Here is a 15,475-nt window from a genome sequence, read left to right as displayed (position 1 = left end):
ACGCTCACTCGGGGACGAGCCCCAGGGCGTACGAGTAGCGGCCGACCGTGGACTGCTTCAGCCCGGGATACCTCTGTACGCGCTCCCACTGCGGCGTGCTCGACCCGACGCCGTCGCCCGGTGCGGCCATCGCCTCGATGTGTGCCTGAGCGCTCTCCCACTCGGCGTAGTTGAGGACCTTCGTGCCGTCGGTGCTCAGATGGAAGTGGGCGGAGATCCCGCCCGGACGCGGCTTCGGCTCGCTCTCCAGAGCCTCGAACACCGCGTCCACCCAGGTGCGCTGCCGCTCGGGGTCCGGCCCTTCGAACTCGATCTCGACGATCACGACGCAGCCGGGCACCCGGGTCTCCTCCTCCCGGACGCCACTGCGGTAGCGCCGGTACCGGTCGAGCGCCACCCGCTCGATCCCGGGCACGGCCATGTCGATCTCGTCCACCCGCTCCTGCCGGTGGACCTTCACGAACGCCTCGTAGTCCTGCTCACTCCTCCACTGCGAGTGGTGCAGCAGGGTCGTGCCGTCGTCCCCGGCGTAGACGTAGTACCCGAGCAGCCCGTCGGCCGGCCACGGCCTGCGCTCCCAGGCGGCGGCGATCGCCTCGACCGTGGCCCGCTGCCGCTCGGGGGTTCCCACCCGCCAGGTACTGAAGAACGGGGCTCCGACCTCGGGACGGGTCAGGTCGGGGTGCGCATGGATACGACGGGTCATCACGGACTCCAGTGATCGCTGTTCGGCATCTGCGACCCACCCTCCAACCTCAACCAAACTTCAGGTCAAGCCGTGACGTGTGTGCTCAGGGGATTCGCCACCGCGTTCGGGGAGACTCGCCAGGTCATGGAAGAGAACCGGCCCCTGACAGAGAAGGACGGCCCGAGCGAGTTGCCCAGGCGCTCGTGGTGGGCCGTGGTGCGGCGCACGGCGAAGGAGTTCCAGGACGACGAACTCTCCGACCGGGCCGCCGCGTTGACGTACTACGGCGTCCTGTCCCTGTTCCCCGCGATCCTGGTCCTGGTGTCCCTGCTGGGCGTGGTCGGCGACCGCGTCACCGACAGGCTGCTCGACAACGTCGAGGACCTCGCACCCGGCCCCGCCCGGGACATCCTGCGCGACGCGGTGGTGCAGCTGAGCGACAGCGGCGGCACGGGCAGCGTGCTCGCGATCGTCGGCCTCCTCGCGGCGGTCTGGTCCGCGTCCGGCTACGTCGCAGCGTTCATCCGCACCTCGAACGCCGTGTACGACCTCCCGGAGGGCCGCCCGGTGTGGAAGCTCACCCCGCTGCGGCTCGTCCTGACGGTCGTCCTGATGCTGATGCTCGCCGCGAGCGCGTTGATCGTGGTGTTCACCGGCCCGCTCGCGGAGCGCGTGGGCACGGCGATCGGCCTGGGCGACGCCGCGATCACGGCGTGGTCCATCGCCAAGTGGCCCGTCCTGGTCCTGCTGGTCGTCCTGATGATCGCCCTGCTGTACTGGGCGGCCCCCAACGTCCGCAGCCGCGGCTTCCGCTGGGTGAGCCCCGGCAGCGTGCTCGCCGCGGTGATCTGGCTGCTGGCCTCGGCGGGGTTCGCCGTGTACGCCGCCAACTTCGGCTCGTACAACAAGACGTACGGCACACTCGCGGGCGCCATCATCTTCCTGGTGTGGCTCTGGCTCACCAACCTGGCGATCCTGCTCGGCCTGGAGCTCGACGCGGAACTCGCCCGCGAGCGCGCGATCACGGACGGACATTCGGCGACCGAGGAGCCGTACGTGGAGCCGAGGGACATCCGGAAGTGGCCCGCGCGCCTTCGCACGTCGTGGACGCGGACGCACACGAAAGGCCATGCGGGCCCCACGAGCCATACGGGCCACCCGACGGGCGGCGGGACCCCGTAGGTCCCCGGCGGATGCACGACGAGCGGTGAATGCACGACGAGCGGCGGGGCCGAGTGGATCGGCCCCGCCGCTCCGACACCGACCGGTGCCCGGTGTCAGCTGCCCGGTGTCAGTGGTGGTGGTGTCCGTTGTGCCGCCGCCGCAGCAGCCCGGCCGCGACCACCGCTCCGGCCCCGGCGATCAGCACCGGGCGGGGGTGCCGCAGCCCGGCCTGAACGACCGCGGTCGTGGCGGTGCGTACGGGCTGGGGCACGTGGTCCTGCACGACGTGCCCGGCCTGTGTCGCCTTGCTCTGCACGACATGCCCGGCCTGGACGGCCTTCCCCTGCACGGTGTGCCCGGCTTCGGCGGCCCTGCCCTGCACGACATGCCCGGCCTCGGACGCCTTCCCCTTCAGTTCGGCACCCCGGGCCCGCGCACGGCCCCGTACATCGGCCTTGGCGGCCAACTCCTCGACGGTGTCGCCGAGTTGCCCGCGGGTCTCCTCGATCTGCTGCCGCAGCTCCTCCGGACCCTTGGCCCCTCCGGCGGCCTTGCCCGCCGTCCCGCCGGCCTCCGCGGGATCGTTCCTGTCCTTCATCGGTGTGCCCTTCCCTTGATCTCGTCGACGTCGGCCCGGACGCTGTCGAGCGTCTCCTCGGGCAATGGCGGGGCCGCGCGGCCGAGTTGCGCACGGCCGGTCTTCGCCAGCACGCCCGCGACCGCGAAGAGCACGGCCGTGACAATGAGTGCCGACGCCCACACGGTGAGCACCAGGGAGAGCGCGGCCACGGCGGTGGCGGACAGGGCCATCAGACCCACGTAGGCGATGGCACCGGCCGCGCCGAGCAGCCCGCCGCCGCGCCCCGCGCGCCGCCCCTTCTGCGCCAACTCCTCCTTGGCGAGCCGCACTTCCTGTCGTACGAGTTCGGAGAGCTGTTCGGTGGCCTGCCCGACGAGTTCACCCACCGAGTGACGCTCGTCCGACCGCCGGTCCATGGTCCCGGTCACGGCGTCCCGCCTCCTTTCGTCCGGGACGCCCGGGTACCCCGCCGCGGCGCCGCTACCCCTGTCCGGCCCCGGCGCCGGGCCCCAGCCGCGCCAGCTGGCTCTGGAACCAGTCGAGCCGGGCCTGCAGCAGCGCCGCCTCGGCGACGAGCTCGGAGACGCCGAGCCCCTCGGGCAGGTCGGCGCCGACGGTCCGTACGGCGCCGCCTCCGGCCCGTACCCGCAGCCCTTCCCCGCCCAGCCGCGCGAAGGTCGCCAGGGAGACGGCGGCACGGCCGCGTACGCATCCGGCGCAGGAGGCCGCCAGGCCCCGCCAGCCGGGTCTGCCCCACCCCGCGTCGGCCAGCGCCACGGCCACCGCGCCGCACGCGCAGGGTCCGACCGTGGCGGTACGCACCCGCTGCCGCGCATAGCGGAAACCGAGCTCGAAGCGGATGTACGTGCCGAGGACCGTCACTTCGAGGAGTACGGCGGCCCGGTGCTCGGCGGTGCACAGCATCGCCTCGGCCGACGCGCGGTCGTGCACGCAGTGGAAGCCGCAGTCGCAGCGGCGGTGCGGCGCCCGGTGCCGCAGACCGTAGACGCAGCGCGCCTCGTCCAGCACCCCGTACGGCAGCGCGCCGCCCAGCGACACACCGGTGAACCCGGCCCGGGTGCCGTCCTGGGACAGCATCGGGTGGGCGATCTTGAATCCGGTCGGCGGCTCCGCCGGACGTTCCTCGGGGAGCCGCACCCTCATCGCGCGACCGGAACCTCTTCGACCGCGGACTCCGCGGGCTGCAACTCCTCGATCCCCTCGACGAGTTGCAGCTCCTCTTCCGTCTCCCGCGGCTGCTCCTCCGCGACTCCGGTGGCGAGTGCCTTGCCGAGCCTCATGACGCCTCCCGTGACCGATCACCAACTGCCATCCTGGCCATGGTGACGCAAACCGGGGCGAGTGCCTAGAGCGCCCCGGGGAGGGTTTTCGTAGCATCCCTTACAAGTATCTCGTAGGAGAATTAAGTGGAGCTACCAGGTCGGGGTGTCGAGACTACCCCCATGACCACACCACGACGCACTGCCACCGCTCCCTTCGGCCGCGCGCTCTGCGCGATGGTCACCCCCTTCACCGAGGAGGGACTGCTCGACCTGGACGGTGCGCAGCGGCTGGCCGCGCGGCTGGTGTCCGAGGGCTGCGACGGGCTGGTGCTGTCCGGGACGACCGGCGAGTCCCCGACCACGACGGACGCCGAGAAGTCGGCGCTCGTGCGGGCGGTGGCCGAGGCGGTCGGAGACCGTGCCGCGATCGTCGCGGGCATCGGGACGGCCGACACCCGCCACACCGCCGAGCTCGCGCTGGAGGCCGAGAAGGCGGGCGCGGACGGCCTGTTGGTGGTCACGCCGTACTACAGCAGGCCCCCGCAGGACGCCGTCGAGGCGCACTTCCGGGCGGTCGCGGACGCCTCCGGACTGCCGCTCGTGCTGTACGACATCCCCGGCCGCACGGGCACGCGCATCGAGCCGGAGACGATGCTGCGGCTCGCCGAGCACCCGCGGATCGTGGCGGTGAAGGACTGCGCGTACGACCTGCTCGGCACGCAGAAGGTGCTGGCCGGGACGGAGTTGGCGTACTACACGGGCTGCGACGAGTACGTGCTGGCGCTGTACGCGATCGGCGGCGCCGGATACATCAGTACGGTCTCGAATGTGACCCCGCGACCCTTCCGGGCGATCCTGGACGCGTTCGACGCGGGGAACACGGGCGAGGCGGCCCGGCTGCAGCAACTGACCATCCCGCTCACGGAGTTGATGATGGCCTCCGGCCTGCCCGGCACGGTGACGGCGAAGGCCCTGCTGGGCGCCCTCGGTCTGCCGGCCGGACCGGTCCGGGCACCGCTGCGGCCCGCCGGCCAGGGAGCGGTCGACGGGCTGCTGGCGGCGTACGGCGAACTGGTCAGCGCGAGCTGAAGAGCGGCGTCCACCGGCCGGGGTAGTCGTCACTCGCCTTGCGGAAGTCGCTCAGCGGTACGACCTGGTTGGTGCCCATCGTCACCAGCAGCAGCTGGTTGCGGAACTCCCCCTTGCCGCTGCACCTCTCGGGGTCGCAGCCCCAGGCGACGAGCCGCTTGTCGTCGGCCCAGGCGAGCAGCTGCTGAGCCGGCAGCTTGGCGACGCGCTTCCCCGTCTTCGCGTCGTTGACCGCGACGGCGACCTCCTTGCCACCTCCCGCGAATTCCCCCGCCGCGAGTTTCCCGTCGGGCGAGAGGCCCGCCTCGGCGTAGGTGAGGGCCCTCTCCTCCGCGGGCCAGGCGGCCTCCTCACCGTTCAGGTCGTAGTACTCACGGGACGGCTGCATCGCCCGGTTCGCGTAGACGAGTTTGCCGTCATGGCTCCAGTCGAAGTCCTCGCGGGAGTTGCCGAACCAGCCGAACTCGTCGGGCTTGTCCGCGACCTTGTGCCAGTCCGACTTGCCCGAGTCCACGTCCACAATGGTGAATCCGGTCCGGCTCTGCACGGGCCCCGGAACCTCCTTGCCGTTGACGTTCTGCTTGTGGTCGGCGAAATCGCGGTCGGGGTTCTTGTTGTAGGTCGTGGCGACGAGCTTCGTGCCGTCCGGCGAGAAGGAGACGCTCGCGACGCCCCGGTCCATCGGGATCCAGCGCTCCACCTTGCCGGTGATCATGTCGAGCAGCCCGATGCGCTTCGCGGGCAGCTCGCCCTCCAGCACGGCCGCGGTGCGTGTGCCCGGTGCGACGTCCAGGTAGGCCCACTTGGCCTTCTCGTACTTGCCCGTCTTCTGGTCGAGGAGCCCGTATGTGCGGGTGCGGACCACGTCACCGCCCGGCTGCTTGACGCTCTTGTGGACCCAGAAGGCGGCCAGCACCGTGTCCCCCGCCGCGATCAGGTCCTTCGGCGGCGACTGGTTGGGGTGCCCGATGATGTCGCTCTTGTTCATCTCGCTCGCGGGCCGGACATCGTCCCCGCCGCTGTTCAGCAGAGGGACGGCCACCGCGACGGCGATCACGGCGGCGGTGACGGCCGCGGTGGACGCGATCCTGCGGGAGCGGCGCCGCCGCCGGACGGCCAGCACCCGGTCGGCGAAGGACGGGGGCACGGGCACGCTGTCCGCGGCCTGCTCGTGAAAGGCGTCACGCACCAGTTCGTCGACGTTCACGGACGCACCTCCACGGGCGAGTAGTCACGGGACGGCTGCTGCTCGGCGTCGGCCGGGCCCAGTGCCGCCAGTTCGGGCGCGAGGGAGCGCAGCTTGGCGAGCGAGCGGTGCGTGGTGGACCGCACGGTCCCGACCGAGCAGCCGAGGATCCGGGCGACGTCGGCCTCCGGCAGGTCCTCGAAGTACCGCAGCACCAGCACGGTCCGCTGCCGGGCGGTGAGCCGCGCCAGCGCCCCGCGCATCATGATCCGCAGCTCGGCCGCGGAAGTCTCGGCCGCGGTGGAGGCGTCCGTCCCGCCCGTCCCCTCGGGCGGCTCGGCGACCGTCAGCTCCCGCCGAGGCCACTTCAGCCGCCACCGGCTCACCTGCTGCCGGTACAGGATCTGCCGTACGTACGCCTCCGGCTCGTCGATCCGCTGCCACCGTCCGGCGGCCTTGATCAGCGCGTTCTGCAGCAGATCCTCGGCCGCGTGCCGGTCCCCGCCGCTGAGCAGCACCGCGGTCTTCAGCAACGCCGACGACCGGTTCTCCACGAACTCCCGGAACCGCTCCTGCCCTTGGGCATCCATCGTCACCTTCTCTTCCCCGCGGGCTCTCTCCCCCGCTCCCACCCCTACGGACGCGCCCGGACCTCCGCCGCTATGCCTGCGGACTCAGAAGAATCTCAGCCGTCCGCCCCGCCCTGCCTTACGGTCCTCCCATGAGCCGCCCTCTGCTGTTCCTCGACGTCGACGGCCCCCTCAACCCGTACGCGGCGAAGCCGGAACGACGGCCCGACGGCTATACGACGATCCGGGTGGCCCTGACGCCCGGGCGGCCGCTGCGGGTCTGGCTGAACCCCGACCACGGGCGCGCCCTGCTGGGACTCGGGTTCGACCTGTGCTGGGCCACCACCTGGATGGACGCCGCGAACGAGTGGATCGCCCCGGTCATCGGCCTCCCCGAGCTCCCGTACGTCGACTTCACCGGCGCCCTGTTCGCCGACCGGCCCGACGGCGTGCACTGGAAGACGGAACGGATCGTGACGTACGCCGACGGCCGCCCCTTCGCCTGGGTCGACGACGAACAGAGCCCGGCCGACGACAGGTACGTGGCCACCCACCACCCCGCCCCCGCCCTCCTCCACCACGTCAGCCCCCGACTGGGCCTACGCGAGCCCGACTTCAGAACACTGGCGGAGTTCGCCGCGACCGCCCCGACATAGCCGAGTGCCCTCCCGCGAACGGCGGAAGGGCACCAGGGGAATCACTCCGGGCTGGGCCGAGCCCCGTAAGGGGCGCGGGGAACTGCGCGACCAGCCACGAACAACCCGCAGCCGACGAACTACCTAGTTATGACGGTGCTAGTTGTGACTGTGCAGAACCTCATTGAGCCCGCCCCACACCGCATTGTTCGGCCGCGCCTCCACCGTGCCGGTGACCGAGTTGCGGCGGAAGAGAATGTTCGACGCGCCGGACAACTCGCGGGCCTTGACGATCTGCCCGTCGGGCATCGTGACGCGGGTACCGGCGGTGACGTACAGGCCCGCCTCGACCACGCACTCGTCACCCAGGGCGATCCCGACGCCCGCCTCCGCACCGATCAGGCAGCGCTCGCCGATGGTGATGCGGACGTTGCCGCCGCCGGAGAGGGTGCCCATGGTGGAGGCGCCGCCGCCGATGTCCGAGCCGTCGCCGACCACGACCCCCGCCGAGATACGGCCCTCGACCATGGACGTGCCGAGCGTGCCGGCGTTGAAGTTCACGAAGCCCTCGTGCATGACCGTGGTGCCCTCGGCGAGGTGCGCGCCGAGGCGGACCCGGTCGGCGTCGGCGAGGCGTACGCCCTTCGGGGCCACGTAGTCCGTCATGCGCGGGAACTTGTCGATGGACGTCACGGCGAGGTGGAGGCCCTCGGCGCGGGCGTTCAGCCGGGCCTTCTCCACGTCGTCCACCGCGACCGGGCCGAGCGAGGTCCAGGCGACGTTGGCGAGGTGCGCGAACATGCCGTCGAGGCTCTGGCCGTGCGGCCGCACCAGGCGGTGCGAGAGCAGGTGGAGGCGCAGGTACACGTCGTGCGCGTCCATCGGCTTCTCGTCGAGCGAGGCGATGACCGTGCGGACCGCGACCACCTCGACGCCACGGCGGGCGTCCGGGCCGATCGCCTTCGCGGCGCCCGCGCCGAGCAGCTCCACGGCACGCTCGGCGGAGAGCCGCTCGGTGCCGGCCGGGCCGGGCTCGGCGGTCAGTTCGGGCGCGGGGAACCAGGAGTCCAGAACCGTGCCGTCGGCGGCGAGCGTGGCGAGCCCGGCGGCGACGGCGCCGGTGGTGCGAGAAGCAGTCGTGTCGGTCATGAGGGAAACCTAACCGCCCGGGGCCACCAGGGTCGAACCGGTGCACCCGGCATCTCACGTGCCGGGCGCACCACCCCCTCAGCCACGGCTCAGGGCCGCTCCCCCTTCTCGTCGACGAGCCCCATGGCGAGCCGGGCGCCGCTGATCACGACCTGGTCCTCGCCCTCGAGGTAGCGGTAGCCGCTGGAGAGGTACGTCGTCGGGTCGAGCAACGTCTCGTCTCGGCTCCCGCCCAGACTGCCGCCCTTCAGGTAGAGCGCGATCGCGTCGCGTCCCGCCGCGTCCTGGACCTCGGCCGCCTGCACACCGGGGATCGTGGCCATGGCCCGGTACACCTTGGCGAGCCCTTCGGGGTCGATCACATACGCCCGGCTGATGATCGCGGTGAGTGCCCGGTACTCGTGCTGTGTGCGGGTCTCCTCCGGGTCGGTGACGTTGAAGAAGGCCCGTGCCTCGGCGCGTACCCGCTCGGGATCGTCGGGCAGGCTCTTGAGGAACGCGTACTGCTCGCGGGGCGAGTGGTCGTCGCCCGCCTTTCCGTCCTCCATGGACGGATCGGCGTACTTGATCCAGTTCTCGCTCGTGTGGGGCCCCGGCTGCTCGTCGTCCGTCGTGTTCGTCTCGACGGACTTGAGGTAGACCCACTGGCCGTTGCGCGGGCCGGCGGGGGGACGCGCCGCGATGACGTCCGCCGCCTCGTTCAGCAGGCCCTTCGCGCTGCCGAGCTCCAGCGTGTAGCCCGGCTGGGATCCTGCTTGCGTACGTCCGTCATCGCCGACCACCTGCGTACCGATCACCGCGGCCGCCGTGATCGCCGACGCGGCCCCGACCATGGCGAACCGCCAGTCGGCGCGCAGTCTGCGGCCGCGGGCGCCGCGTCGTGTCTCCCGCAGCAGTCGGTCGCGCCCTTCGGCGAGCCGGGCGCGGGACGGGGCGGGGGCGTCGGCCCGCAGTTCACGGACCGCTGTCATCTCGTCCATGGTCAGACCGCCTCCGTCGTGTCGAGGGTGAACGCGGGATCGGCGCCGAGTGCCGAACGGACCTTGCGGCGGGCGCGGTTGAGGCGTGAGCGAACGGTGCCGACGGGGATGCCGAGGGCCTCGGAGACCTCGACGTACGTCAGCTCCGCCCAGGCCACGAGCAGCAGTACGTGTCTGTCCCCGGCGGACAGCGAGGCCAGCGCCCCGGCGAGCGGGCCCTGTGCCGCCACCCGGCGGTCGGTGTCCTCGACCCATGAGGCGGCGACGGGATCGTGTCCGGTACGGGCCAGCGCCTTGAGGGCCCGTACTTCGGCGCGGCGCTGCTTGCCGATGAGGTTGCCCGCGATGCCGTACAGCCAGGGGCGCGCGTTGCTGCGCGTGAGGTCGTAGCGGGCGCGGATTCGGAAGGCCGTGAGGAAGGTGTCGGCGGTGATGTCGTCGGCCGGGCCTTCCCCGAGTCGCCGGGTCACATACCGGTGGATGTCCGGCGCGTACTGGTCGTAGAGGCGGGCGAACAGCTCCGGGTGCTCCAGCGACTGGACGACGATCTCCGCGTCGTGCACCTCGGCCTCCGGTGCCGGTGGTCCGGTCACAAGTCCTCCCCCTGCTTCGTCATGTCGGGCGTTTCACCCGCTGTTCCCCGCAGGGGCCCAGAAGGTTCACGGCTGACGCACAGCAACGCCGACCGGGGACGGTTCAGGGAATCACCCGTGCCAGCACCTCCCGCGTGTACGCCTCGTCGTACTCCGTCCCCGTCAGCAGTACCTGCAGACAGATCCCGTCCGTCAGCGCGACGAGAGCCCGTGCGGTGACCGGGTCCGTGCGGCGGCCGATCCGGTCGGCGAGATCCTGACACCACTCGGCGGCGACGGGCCGCAGGGCCGGCCGACGCAGCGCGGCGAGGTAGAGCTCGTACTCGAGCTCCACACTCGCCCGGTCGCGCCCGAGCCACTCGCCCAGCAGGCCGGCGAGCTCGCCGGCCAGGTCAGTGCCGGGGTCCTCGAGGGCTCCCCGCGAGGCGACGACCTTCGCGAAGCCCTCGTTCGTCTGCCGCAGCGCGGCGACCATCAGCTCGTCGAGGGTCGTGAAGTGGTACGTCGTCGAGCCGAGCGGCACATCCGCCTCGGCCGCGACCGAGCGATGGCTCAGCCCGGCGATGCCCTTGGCGGCCACGACCCGGATCGCCGCGTCGATGATCCGCTGCCGCCGCTCGGGATCGTAGCGCCGGGCCATCAGCCGACTCCTTCCGTACGGGGCCGCATCAGTGCGCCCCGCCCAGATTCAGCACCACGACGCCCCCGATGATCAACACGATCCCGGCGAACTTCGCGGCATTCACGCCCTCGCCCAGGAACACCATTCCTATCGCCGCGACGGCCGCGGTACCGACCCCGGCCCAGATCGCGTAGGCCGTCCCGACCGCCACGGTCTTCAGCGTCTGCGCCAGCAACACGAAAGCGACGAGATAGCCGAGAGCGGTGACCAGCGAGGGCCACAGCTTGCTGAAGCCGTCGCTGTACTTCATGGCGGTCGTGGCGGCGACCTCTGCGGCGATGGCTCCGGCGAGCAGTGCGTATCCCATGTGTACGAGTGTACGCATCGATACGTACACCCGTACACATGAAGGGGTCGGGAAAGACGGTTTCAGTCGAGAAGCGTCTTCTTCGGTCGCAGTACGCAGAATTCGTTGCCCTCGGGATCGGCCAGTACGGTCCAGGTCACGTCCTCGCCCTGGCCGACATCGGCCCGGCGCGCCCCCAGCGCGAGCAGCCGCTCGACCTCGGCGGCCTGGTCGTCCGGCGTGAGGTCGATATGCAGCCGGTTATTGACCGTCTTGCGTTCCTCGACCGGTACGAAGCAGATCCCCGGCAGCGCGTCCGGGGCGGACGCGATGATGATCTCTTCCTCGGCCTCGTACACCACGCGCCAGTCCAGGACTTGGCACCAGAAGCGGGCGAGCGACGGCAGATCGTGTGCGTTTACGACGAGTTGATACCAGCGGACAGCCATGTGCCGCAGTCTGCCCAAGTCACCCCCGCCGTCGCCACCAGACTTACGCCGGCCGGACGACGACCTTGTACGGATCCGCGCAAGAGCGGCTGCCGTTTGCGCGTATTCCGTTGTAGAGCCGGTGAGTTACCAATGGTTACGGTGCGGCCATGAGCAGAGGAGCCGCACATCGCAACAGGCCCTGGGCGCGTGCCATGGCCGCCGGAACGCTCGCCGCGGCGGCGCTGACCGTGGCACCGTCGGCGGACGGGACACCGGGCCGTACGGAGACCGCCGTGGAGTCCACGTCCCCGGTCACCGGCGTCATAGAGACCGAGGTGTCGGTACGGATCCCGCTGCCGGCCTCGGTCGGCAGTCACCCGGCGTCCTGCGACCGGCTGTCGTATCTGCGCTACCGGTCCGCGGACGGGCCCTCGAAGTCCGCCGACGCCGACCGGATCCTGGTCGCCCAGCCCGGCATCCTGGAGGGCGCGGGCGCCTTCGACAGCGTGGCCCGCAACACGGTGAAAGCCGCGGCCGGCAAGGGCGAGCACATCGAGTTCTGGGCGCTGGACCGGCGCTCCAACTGTCTTGAGGACAACGCCGGGATCGCAACGGGCAATGCCACCAAGGCCGTTGACTACTACTACGGTGGCAAGCAGGTCGACGGGCGCAAGTTCGACGGCTTTCTGACCAGCGATCGGACGGGCTGGCTCGCCGAGGTCGGCCTGGAGCAGACCGTACGCGACCAGTACGACCTGCTGTCCGCGGAGCTGCCCGACCAGAAGCTGCGCAAGGACAAGGTGCTGTGCGGCGGGCACTCGCTCGGCGGTGTGCTCACCGGCGTCTTCGCCACCTGGGACTTCGACGGGAACCCCGCGACGAAGGCGGATGCGGGCTTCAACCAGTGCGCGGGCTACTTCGCCCTGGACACGACGATCTCCACCTCGCTCGACGACCTGAACGGTTCGTCGTCCGGCCCCGGCGGATCCCTGTTGCCGGGGCTGATCCCGGACACGAGCATCGGTTACACCGCCGTACAGGCCGGGCTGCGCACCGGAGTTCTGCCCCGTTTCCTCGCGCTGCCCGCGGTGCTCAATCCGGAGACGATGAACCTGCTCGCGCTCAGCGGTCTGGCCGCCCGCAACGCGCCCGGCGCCGAGTCCGCGCTGCTCGACTCGGTCCCGTCGAACGCCAACATCGAGACGACCGGCCGCATGCTGTTCTCCAAGAACTCGGAGGTCTTCCTCAAGGGCAGCCCCACCATCCGCGACTTCCGGCTCACCAACGCGGCGGTGCTGGGCGCCTTCATGGACGACCACTCGGCACCGCTCGCCTTCATCCAGACGAGCGTGGGCTTCTTCGACAGCGCGGGCAGCACAGGCGGTGCGGGCAGTGCCGACGGCGGCCGTGCCAGGATCGTGGACAAGAACTTCCCGGCCTCGAACAACGACCCGGCCCAACCAGCCCTGTTCGGTACGGAGCTGAAGGCGATCCCGGACGAGCCGGGCGGCCCCCTCTACACCTGGCGGAACTTCGACCGGGTGGGCGCGGCGGACGACCCTGTATACCGCTCGGCCAATGGCGCGCCCTTCACCACCGCCGCCAAGGAGGTCACGGACATCGGGGAGTTGGCCCGCAGCCTCTCCGAACAGCCGCTGGACTTCACGGAGGACTACTTCCCGACCAGGCTGGTCACGGACATCCAGCTGATCGACGATCCGCAGCTCGCGGGCAAGTTGGTGCACAAGGAGGGCCTCACCGCGAACCCCAAGGTCACGTTTGTCGCGGGCGACGGGATCCTGGCGGACCACATTCCCCAGGACGAGAACCCCGTGGTCCTGCCTGGCTACCAGCACCTGGACGTGCTCACGGCGGCCCCGGTCCAGAACGACGGAAACCGCGAACGGATCGCCACGCTTCTGTCGGCCTTCGCGACGCGTTAGCCGCTGAAGCCCCTGCCCCTGAAGCTCCTGAAGCTCCTGAAGCTCCTGAAGCTCCTGAGAAGAACTCCCCCATCACCAATCTCTCCCCCTCGGCGTCCGAGCTCCTTCGGCCCGGACTCCTCGAAGCCCCGGACTCCTCGGACGCCGAGATACCCTCCAAAGGGCCCTGATCTCGAATCCTTAAGCCTTGAACTATCTTCCCCGGCTGCCGAATTCGACGATGCCCGCCAACTGACTCGCAGACACCCCGAGTTCCCGTGTGAAACCGCTCTCAGAAACGCTTACTCAGCGGTCACAAGTTCCACTAAGGTTCCCCTCGTCGCGCATGCGGATCCCCCGGCCACAGCCGTCCCGCGTGCCCGCGACCCACGCCGCCTCCTGTGCCACCACACATGACCAATCCGCGTCCGCCTTCGGCGACGCTGAGGGAACCGCACATGCCAGAAAAAAAGCCCGGGTCCGCTCCCGACCCGTCCACCCGCCCGCCGAAGGTGTGGGAAACCGGCGAGACCCTGGACGAGTCCCGCATACCCGGGACACGCCGGCTCTGGCTGGCCGGAGCAGCCCTCGTGGCGGTCCTCGCCTCCACCGTGACAGCGGTCACCGTGCTGGAGAACGGTCCTGACACCTCGTCGGAGGACCGGAAGGAGAACACCACCTCCGCCGCCGACGAGCCGGTCGTGCCCACCCCGCCGCCCGCCACGGCGCCCAGCGGGAAGAGCGGTCTGGCCTCCCCGGAACCCTCCGGCGCGAGTGCGGACGCTGCCACCTCGCCCGAGGACCAGCAGGGCGGCGCCGAGCCCGACTCGGTCCCGCGGCCGTCGAAGCCCGGCTCCGCCGACAAGCCTCCCGCGTCCACTCCCTCGTCCTCGCGGAAGTCCGTCCAGGCGGTCAACTACCCCGACCGCTACTGGCATCTCGGCGACGACACGGTACGGCTCGACCAGGTGAACTCGGGAAGTTCGGCCGAGACCAGGCGGGAGTCCTCCTTCGAGCTCGTCCCGGGCCTCGCCGACTCCAGCTGCGTCTCCTTCTCCCTCGGCGGCGGCCGCTACCTCCGCCACTACCAGTTCCGCCTCCGTGCCGACGGCCACAACGGCTCCGAGCTCTTCAAGCAGGACGCCACATTCTGCCCCCGTCCGTCTGCGTTCTCCGACGCCGTCATGCTGGAGGCGGTCAACTACCGCGGCCGCTTCCTGCGCCACCGGAACTTCCAGCTCCGCCTGGAGCCGTTCGAGAACAGCGGCCTCTACCGGGCGGACTCGGCGTTCCGGCTGGTCAAGGGCTTGGGCTGAGCGGTTCCCCGGCAGCCGAACCGAACGGCTCTCCCGGAGATCAAACGAATGCGGCCCCCGGCACAAGAGCCGGGGGCCGCACACATACACACAGAGGTCAGACACAGAACTCAGACGTTGAAGCCCAGCGCCCGAAGCTGCTCACGGCCGTCGTCCGTGATCTTGTCGGGGCCCCACGGGGGCATCCACACCCAGTTGATGCGCAGTTCGTTGACGAGGCCGTCCGTGGCGGACTTGGCCTGGTCCTCGATGACATCGGTGAGCGGACAGGCCGCCGACGTCAGAGTCATGTCGATCGTCGCGATGTTCGCGTCGTCGATGTGGATACCGTAGATCAGCCCGAGGTTGACGACGTCGATGCCCAGCTCGGGGTCGACGACGTCGTACAGGGCCTCGCGGAGCTCCTCCTCCGAGGCGGGCTTCATCTCGATGGTCTCGCTCATGCCGTCTTCCTTTCAGCGGCGTCCGAGCCCAGGGCCTGGGCCGTCGCGTCCTTCCACGCCATCCAGCTCAGCAGCGCGCACTTCACACGGGCGGGGTACTTGGAGACCCCGGCGAACGCGACCGCGTCCTCCAGGACCTCCTCCATCGCGTCGTCAGGCTCGATGCGGCCCTTGGACTGCATCAGCTCCAGGAAGGTCTCCTGGATCTTCTGCGCCTCGGCGAGTTCCTTGCCGACGAGCAGTTCGTTCAGCACGGAGGCCGAAGCCTGGCTGATGGAGCAGCCCTGGCCCTCGTACGAGACATCGCTGATCTTCGTGCCGTCGTACTTCACGCGCAGGGTGATCTCGTCGCCGCACGTCGGGTTGACGTGGTGCACCTCGGCGTCGCCATCCCGCAGACCACGCCCGTGCGGGTGCTTGTAGTGGTCCAGGATGACTTCCTGGTACATCGAATCCAGCTTCACGATTCCAGCCAGCTC

General features: G+C 70.4%; 20 protein-coding genes. 5 read left to right on the top strand and 15 right to left on the bottom strand.

Translation table 11 applies throughout. The features are described 5' to 3' along the window. Positions 1-4: 4 nt before the first annotated feature. The gene (locus tag GAS53_RS17310; RefSeq protein ID WP_151478502.1) at positions 5-706 is read right to left on the bottom strand and encodes an antibiotic biosynthesis monooxygenase; all 702 of its coding nucleotides are present in this window, start codon (positions 704-706) and stop codon (positions 5-7) included. A gap of 126 nt (positions 707-832) precedes the next feature. Here GAS53_RS17310 and GAS53_RS17305 point away from each other — a divergent pair, with 126 nt between their 5' ends. Further along, positions 833-1,870: a YihY/virulence factor BrkB family protein gene (locus GAS53_RS17305; RefSeq protein WP_151478501.1), complete on the top strand. Its 1,038-nt coding sequence runs from the start codon at positions 833-835 to the stop codon at positions 1,868-1,870. 109 nt (positions 1,871-1,979) lie between these two features. Here GAS53_RS17305 and GAS53_RS17300 read toward each other — a convergent pair whose 3' ends face one another. The 4 genes from GAS53_RS17300 to GAS53_RS55175 are packed head-to-tail and all read right to left on the bottom strand — an operon-like array spanning position 1,980 to position 3,733. Next, the gene (locus GAS53_RS17300; RefSeq protein WP_151478500.1) at positions 1,980-2,450 is read right to left on the bottom strand and encodes a DUF3618 domain-containing protein; all 471 of its coding nucleotides are present in this window, start codon (positions 2,448-2,450) and stop codon (positions 1,980-1,982) included. Further along, positions 2,447-2,860 carry a phage holin family protein gene (locus GAS53_RS17295; protein ID WP_404829243.1) on the bottom strand — a complete coding sequence of 138 codons (414 nt, stop codon included), beginning with the start codon at positions 2,858-2,860 and terminating at the stop codon, positions 2,447-2,449. The genes GAS53_RS17300 and GAS53_RS17295 overlap by 4 nt, the downstream gene beginning before the upstream one ends. 52 nt (positions 2,861-2,912) lie before the next feature. Beyond that, entirely contained in the window at positions 2,913-3,596 is a 684-nt protein-coding gene (locus tag GAS53_RS17290) for a hypothetical protein (protein ID WP_151478499.1), read from the bottom strand. After that, positions 3,593-3,733: a hypothetical protein gene (locus tag GAS53_RS55175; RefSeq protein ID WP_192583144.1), complete on the bottom strand. Its 141-nt coding sequence runs from the start codon at positions 3,731-3,733 to the stop codon at positions 3,593-3,595. The genes GAS53_RS17290 and GAS53_RS55175 overlap by 4 nt, the downstream gene beginning before the upstream one ends. Before the next feature lie 162 nt (positions 3,734-3,895). Here GAS53_RS55175 and dapA point away from each other — a divergent pair, with 162 nt between their 5' ends. Continuing rightward, positions 3,896-4,804, top strand: coding sequence for a 4-hydroxy-tetrahydrodipicolinate synthase (dapA, locus tag GAS53_RS17285; protein ID WP_151478498.1), 909 nt, complete (start codon positions 3,896-3,898; stop codon positions 4,802-4,804). Here the strand turns inward: dapA and GAS53_RS17280 are convergent. Further along, positions 4,791-6,011: a WD40 repeat domain-containing protein gene (locus GAS53_RS17280; RefSeq protein WP_151478497.1), complete on the bottom strand. Its 1,221-nt coding sequence runs from the start codon at positions 6,009-6,011 to the stop codon at positions 4,791-4,793. The genes dapA and GAS53_RS17280 overlap by 14 nt on opposite strands. Then, a complete protein-coding gene (locus GAS53_RS17275; protein WP_151478496.1) occupies positions 6,008-6,580 on the bottom strand; it encodes a SigE family RNA polymerase sigma factor in 573 nt (190 codons plus the stop codon). The genes GAS53_RS17280 and GAS53_RS17275 overlap by 4 nt, the downstream gene beginning before the upstream one ends. 131 nt (positions 6,581-6,711) lie before the next feature. On the opposite strand from GAS53_RS17275, the gene GAS53_RS17270 reads away from it, so the two are divergent. Further along, a complete protein-coding gene (locus tag GAS53_RS17270) occupies positions 6,712-7,215 on the top strand; it encodes an HAD domain-containing protein (protein ID WP_151478495.1) in 504 nt (167 codons plus the stop codon). A 138-nt stretch (positions 7,216-7,353) separates the two neighbouring features. On the opposite strand, the gene dapD is transcribed toward GAS53_RS17270, so the two are convergent. The 6 genes from dapD to GAS53_RS17240 form a co-directional block, all read right to left on the bottom strand. Then, positions 7,354-8,343, bottom strand: coding sequence for a 2,3,4,5-tetrahydropyridine-2,6-dicarboxylate N-succinyltransferase (dapD, locus tag GAS53_RS17265; RefSeq protein WP_151478494.1), 990 nt, complete (start codon positions 8,341-8,343; stop codon positions 7,354-7,356). Between the two features lie 89 nt (positions 8,344-8,432). Further along, on the bottom strand, positions 8,433-9,323 hold the full coding sequence (locus GAS53_RS17260; protein ID WP_151478493.1) for a CU044_5270 family protein: 891 nt from the start codon (positions 9,321-9,323) through the stop codon (positions 8,433-8,435). Positions 9,324-9,325: 2 nt separating this feature from the next. Beyond that, positions 9,326-9,916: an RNA polymerase sigma factor gene (locus tag GAS53_RS17255; RefSeq protein WP_151478492.1), complete on the bottom strand. Its 591-nt coding sequence runs from the start codon at positions 9,914-9,916 to the stop codon at positions 9,326-9,328. A gap of 103 nt (positions 9,917-10,019) precedes the next feature. Then, positions 10,020-10,556 (bottom strand): TetR/AcrR family transcriptional regulator, encoded by a 537-nt coding sequence (locus GAS53_RS17250; RefSeq protein WP_151478491.1) that lies wholly within the window; start codon positions 10,554-10,556, stop codon positions 10,020-10,022. Between the two features lie 28 nt (positions 10,557-10,584). After that, positions 10,585-10,905, bottom strand: coding sequence for a DMT family transporter (locus tag GAS53_RS17245; protein ID WP_151478490.1), 321 nt, complete (start codon positions 10,903-10,905; stop codon positions 10,585-10,587). Positions 10,906-10,967: 62 nt separating this feature from the next. Beyond that, positions 10,968-11,333 carry a VOC family protein gene (locus GAS53_RS17240; RefSeq protein WP_151478489.1) on the bottom strand — a complete coding sequence of 122 codons (366 nt, stop codon included), beginning with the start codon at positions 11,331-11,333 and terminating at the stop codon, positions 10,968-10,970. Positions 11,334-11,482: 149 nt separating this feature from the next. On the opposite strand from GAS53_RS17240, the gene GAS53_RS17235 reads away from it, so the two are divergent. Together GAS53_RS17235 and GAS53_RS17230 are read left to right on the top strand one after the other, a co-directional pair. Further along, the gene (locus GAS53_RS17235) at positions 11,483-13,258 is read left to right on the top strand and encodes a hypothetical protein (protein WP_404829242.1); all 1,776 of its coding nucleotides are present in this window, start codon (positions 11,483-11,485) and stop codon (positions 13,256-13,258) included. Positions 13,259-13,695: 437 nt separating this feature from the next. Continuing rightward, the gene (locus GAS53_RS17230) at positions 13,696-14,553 is read left to right on the top strand and encodes an AbfB domain-containing protein (RefSeq protein ID WP_151478488.1); all 858 of its coding nucleotides are present in this window, start codon (positions 13,696-13,698) and stop codon (positions 14,551-14,553) included. Between the two features lie 110 nt (positions 14,554-14,663). Here the strand turns inward: GAS53_RS17230 and GAS53_RS17225 are convergent, their stop codons facing one another. Both GAS53_RS17225 and sufU read right to left on the bottom strand, forming a co-directional pair. After that, complete coding sequence (locus tag GAS53_RS17225; protein WP_151478487.1) at positions 14,664-14,996, bottom strand: metal-sulfur cluster assembly factor; 333 nt, start codon at positions 14,994-14,996, stop codon at positions 14,664-14,666. Further along, positions 14,993-15,460 carry a Fe-S cluster assembly sulfur transfer protein SufU gene (gene sufU, locus GAS53_RS17220; RefSeq protein WP_151478486.1) on the bottom strand — a complete coding sequence of 156 codons (468 nt, stop codon included), beginning with the start codon at positions 15,458-15,460 and terminating at the stop codon, positions 14,993-14,995. Before sufU ends, GAS53_RS17225 begins: the two co-directional genes overlap by 4 nt. Between the last annotated feature and the right edge of the window lie 15 nt (positions 15,461-15,475).

The organism is Streptomyces albicerus, assembly GCF_008905045.1.
GTDB lineage: Bacteria > Actinomycetota > Actinomycetes > Streptomycetales > Streptomycetaceae > Streptomyces > Streptomyces albicerus.
The sequence above is the reverse complement of the archived record's forward strand: the minus strand, read 5'-3'. Positions and strand labels throughout refer to the sequence as shown.